At 41.6% G+C, this 4,124-nt stretch carries 3 protein-coding genes; 1 reads left to right on the forward strand and 2 read right to left on the reverse strand.

Going from position 1 to position 4,124, the window contains the following annotated elements:
* On the forward strand, nucleotides 1-454 hold a 454-nt coding region (locus MUP17_10140), incomplete at its 5' end, for an NAD(P)/FAD-dependent oxidoreductase (protein ID MCJ7459340.1).
* Nucleotides 455-709: 255 nt separating this feature from the next.
* Here the strand turns inward: MUP17_10140 and MUP17_10145 are convergent.
* Together MUP17_10145 and MUP17_10150 are read right to left on the reverse strand one after the other, a co-directional pair.
* Nucleotides 710-3,343, reverse strand: a complete 2,634-nt coding sequence (locus MUP17_10145) for a PAS domain S-box protein (GenBank protein ID MCJ7459341.1) — start codon at nucleotides 3,341-3,343, stop codon at nucleotides 710-712.
* 483 nt (nucleotides 3,344-3,826) lie between these two features.
* The coding region (locus MUP17_10150) for a cob(I)yrinic acid a,c-diamide adenosyltransferase (GenBank protein MCJ7459342.1) at nucleotides 3,827-4,124 on the reverse strand (298 nt) is incomplete at its 5' end.

The raw sequence follows: 4,124 nt of genomic DNA on the forward strand, positions 1-4,124 counted from the left end.
AGGACTCTATCTTCTGCGGTTTGTAAAGAGCATCACCTTTGTGGAACGCCTGCAATGTCACAATGCGGAAAAAATCCTGATGGAGAGGGCATTGAAAGAGCCCAGGATGAAATTTTATTACGAGCATGAGCTGGTCTCCATTGATGGTAAGGATAAAGTGGAATCTGTAACTGCCATTGATCTGAAGACTAAGGAAAAGATGGTCATTCCCGCCCAGGGAGTATTTTTCTATGTAGGGTTGGTTCCGAAAACTGAATTCTTACGGGGAAAAGTCGACTGCGATCCTTACTGCTATGTGATCTGTAATGAAAACTCCTGTACCTCAGTCCCTGGTGTCTTCGCAGCAGGTGACGTGAGGATGAAAGACGTCAAGCAAATAGTTACCGCAGTGGCAGAAGGCGCCATCGCCGCAACTATGGCATTGAAGTATCTGGAAGGGAAAAAGGAAATGTAGCGGAGGTCTTCAGACCTACCTTTATTTTTTCGTAGTGCAACCCTTTCAGGTGTGTCAACCCAAAATTGTCTGGGAATGCGTTAAAAGGATTTACGCAGATTTTCTGTATCACCCTCAAATCAGTTTGAGGTTACAATCCTCTACCGTCGGGCCAGGGGACCCCGACGGTCACATTAAGTCTTTCCTTTCGTAGTGCGAACCTTCTCCTGATAACGGATCCGTAGGACAGGTTCACCTGATTATAAATATAGCGTTCTATGTCTTTAGAGATTCAACCTCAGTGCTCGGTATAGCTTCATGGGGCAGGTTTTTGGAAACAGGGATTAAAATGGTAAACCGGGTCCCTTTACCAGCTTCTGATTCTACCTCAATTCTACCCTGATAACTATTTATTATCCCGTAGGTAAAGAAAAGGCCCAGTCCTGTTCCGGGTATCTCACCTTTTCCGATTGCTCCCTTGGTTGTAATAAAGGGCTCAAAGATTCTATTCTTTATCTCCTCTGGTATCCCGGTGCCCGTATCTCTGAAAATTATGCGGATATTATCCTCATATCGGTCAACCTGTAAAGTTAGCGTACCCCCATTGGTTCTCATCGCATCGCGGGCATTGGTGATCATATTCAAGAAAACCTCAGATAATTGACCAGCATCACATAATATCTCAGGCACTAGTTTAAATTCTTCTACTAACTCGATGTTAAGCTTTTCTAATTCCGTGCGGGTAATGGCTAAAACGCTTTTCAAAGGCTCGGTTATATCGATCAGTTCTTTTTTCGTTTCTTTTCCCCTGGAAAAAGCCAGGAGGTTCTTGGTGATATTTGAAGCCCGTTGTGAACTGCTCACAATCGTCTCAAAACACTTCTTAATCCTCTGGGGATCACCGGAGATTAACCCCAACTCCGCATTTGCCATTATCCCGGCTAAGCTGTTATTGAACTCATGCGCCACCCCGTAAGCTAAAGTTCCTACAGATGCCAATTTTCCAGCCTGCATCAATTTCTGTTGAAGACCTTTTCTTTCGCTGATGTCACGAATAATCGATAGCACTACCCTCTTTCCTTTTAGGTCGAAAACGTGAGAGTTTATCTCGACCGATATTTTGAGACCATCTTTGGATATATGTACCGCCTCGAAAGTAATGTGACCTTGCTCTAATAATTCCTTCATAATTGCCGGTAAATACCTGGAAATTTCTTTATCCTCTATATCTTTACAGGACATCTTATAAAACTCTTCGCGAGTATAACCCAACCTCTTACAGGCGAGATCATTTACTTCAATGAACTTGTCTGGCATTCCTTCATCTGTTAATCCATGCAGGAAAATTACATCTTCTGCATTATTGAACAGTTCGCGATATTTCTCCTCGCTCTCTTTTAGCGCCTTATCAGCCTGGTTGCGCTCGTCTTCTTTGATATCTCTTTGTAATCTTGCATATAACACCGGGGATATACGGGAGGTTATGGTTTCCAGTAACTCTCGGTCCTCTTCACCGTAGTCTGTTGTCTTATCAGCTACCATAACAACTCCAATTACCTTCTCCTGATAGATGATAGGCACAACCATCGCTCTGGATAAAGGCACATGACCCTCTGGCACTTTCATAATCTGGTTTGAATAGAATGTTTTTTTCTCTATGAGAGCCCGACCCCAGATCCCTCCCCACAACTCATGTGGCAATACCAGATTCTTATCCGGGACACTACACTTCTCCCAGACATTTCTTGACAAAGAGGGACAGACCAGGGTTCCATCCTGGTCTATATATCCAAACAATCCGTATTTACTCTGCATAGCTTCTACAATCACCTGTAACACCTCTCGGTACATTTCCTCATCCGGGATTGAAAGCAAAATATTGGCTATCTTATTCCTGATGATCAGTTCTCGTTGAGACTGCTGGAGTGCAAACTCCGCTCTCTTGCGCTCAGTGATATCTATTAACGTTCCTTCCATTACCGGTGAACCTTGATTCTCTTCTGATAAAAGACTTACGTTTTCAATACCCCAGAGAATCGAACCATCCTTTCTTTTATGACAAATCTCATAGTTGATAAGCATCTTCTGTTCCTGAATAAGCGCAATAAACTTTTCCCTATCTTTCTTCTCCAGATAAAAGTCCCAGGCACTGGCAGAGAAAAGCTCTTCTTTTGAATCATAGCCGAGTATATGAACGAAAGACTCGTTACAATCCAGAATTCTTCCATCCACCGTCGTTCGGAAACCGCCAGCCAAGTTTCGTTCAAAAAGAAGTCGATAGCGCTCTTCTGAGATCCGTAGAGACTCTTCTGCCTTTTTGCGCTCGGTGATGTCTCTGAAAATACCCAAAAGACAAGCTTTACCGCCAATTAGTAAAGGAGCTGCGGCAATGTCCACATAAAAAATACTGCCATTTTTCCTTTTAACCGGCAGATTTTCAGCAATTGAAATTTCCCTTGCTACTTGTTTTCTCACTTGCTCTAAAACAAGAGGTAAAGCATCTTTTGGATGTATGTCATCAATCCTCATCTTTTTTATTTCATCTGGTTCATAGCCAAGCATCTCAGACATCGCACTATTACACATATAGAACATGCGTGTCTCTGTATCTGCCAAAAGCATCCCGTCATTTGCTCCCTCAAAAAGTATCTTAAATCTTTGTTCCGATTCTCTTTGTTTTACCTCAGATTTGCGGAGTAGAGTAATAGTAATCAAACCAATGATAGAAGCGGCAATTATATCTATAATAATCTCAAGTAAAACTGATAAAAAAGGAGTTGGAGCAAAAAGAAGATGAAAAACGTCCAAAATGTGTGTTAAGGCGACTATTGCACTTAAGATTGCAATCGCAACCACTATTATTAGCTCCGATCTTGCCACTGTGACTTGTTCCTTACTTTTGTTTCTCATATAAATACTCGGAAAAATTATACCTGCGACTCTATATTAACTAAGATATAACTTTTCTCTGTGCTATAGCTTAGAGTTGAGATAATATTTTCTTGATTCGGATATTTCAGATTGAAAGAATAAAATCTAAAAGACCCCCCTTTTAGAAGATTAGATCAAGATATCCTTTTATATTTATCGGAATAAATAAATCAAGGATTAGTCACAATTCGGAGTGCGAATCTTTCTACTGGACGCTGGTCTTTGACTTACGACCAGTCTCTCGTTGGTGAGAACACCAATCCTATGGATCCCCGATTTTGGGTCTTGATGACAAATTCGGACGAGGAGTAATTTTATTTTTTATTTCGTGGCGTCGGGGCTTGTCCCCCACGTTGTTTTTTCTCGTCGGGTGTGAAGCCCGACGCTACTTTCTTATCGCCCTTACATCTTACGTCTTCCCTACCACCTATTATCTATTACCTACAACCTATCACCTTTTTTTCAGAATTCAATCCCCTTCTGAGCCAGTATCCCTTTTCTAAAAGGATGCTTGATTTCCTTCATCTCTGTAACCAGATCCGCAATCTGAATCAATTTCTTAGGAGCACCTCTGCCAGTCAAAACCAGATGAACTTTATTCTGCATTTTTTTTATGAATTTGATCAACTCGTCCATTTTAAGCAATCTCAGATTCAAAGCCACGTTGATCTCATCTAAGATTAGCATAAAATATCTGCCTGAAGAACCACGTTTTCTGGCAAATTCCAAAGCTCGTCTGGCTGCTTTTTTGTGCTCGGAC

It is taken from the genome of Candidatus Zixiibacteriota bacterium, from assembly GCA_022865345.1.
Classification (GTDB): domain Bacteria; phylum Zixibacteria; class MSB-5A5; order MSB-5A5; family RBG-16-43-9; genus RBG-16-43-9.

Bases quoted from the DNA above. Each gene is read 5' to 3' on its own strand.
- MUP17_10145 (MCJ7459341.1), bottom strand. From the start codon at position 3,343: ATGAGAAACAAAAGTAAGGAACAAGTCACAGTGGCAAGATCGGAGCTA.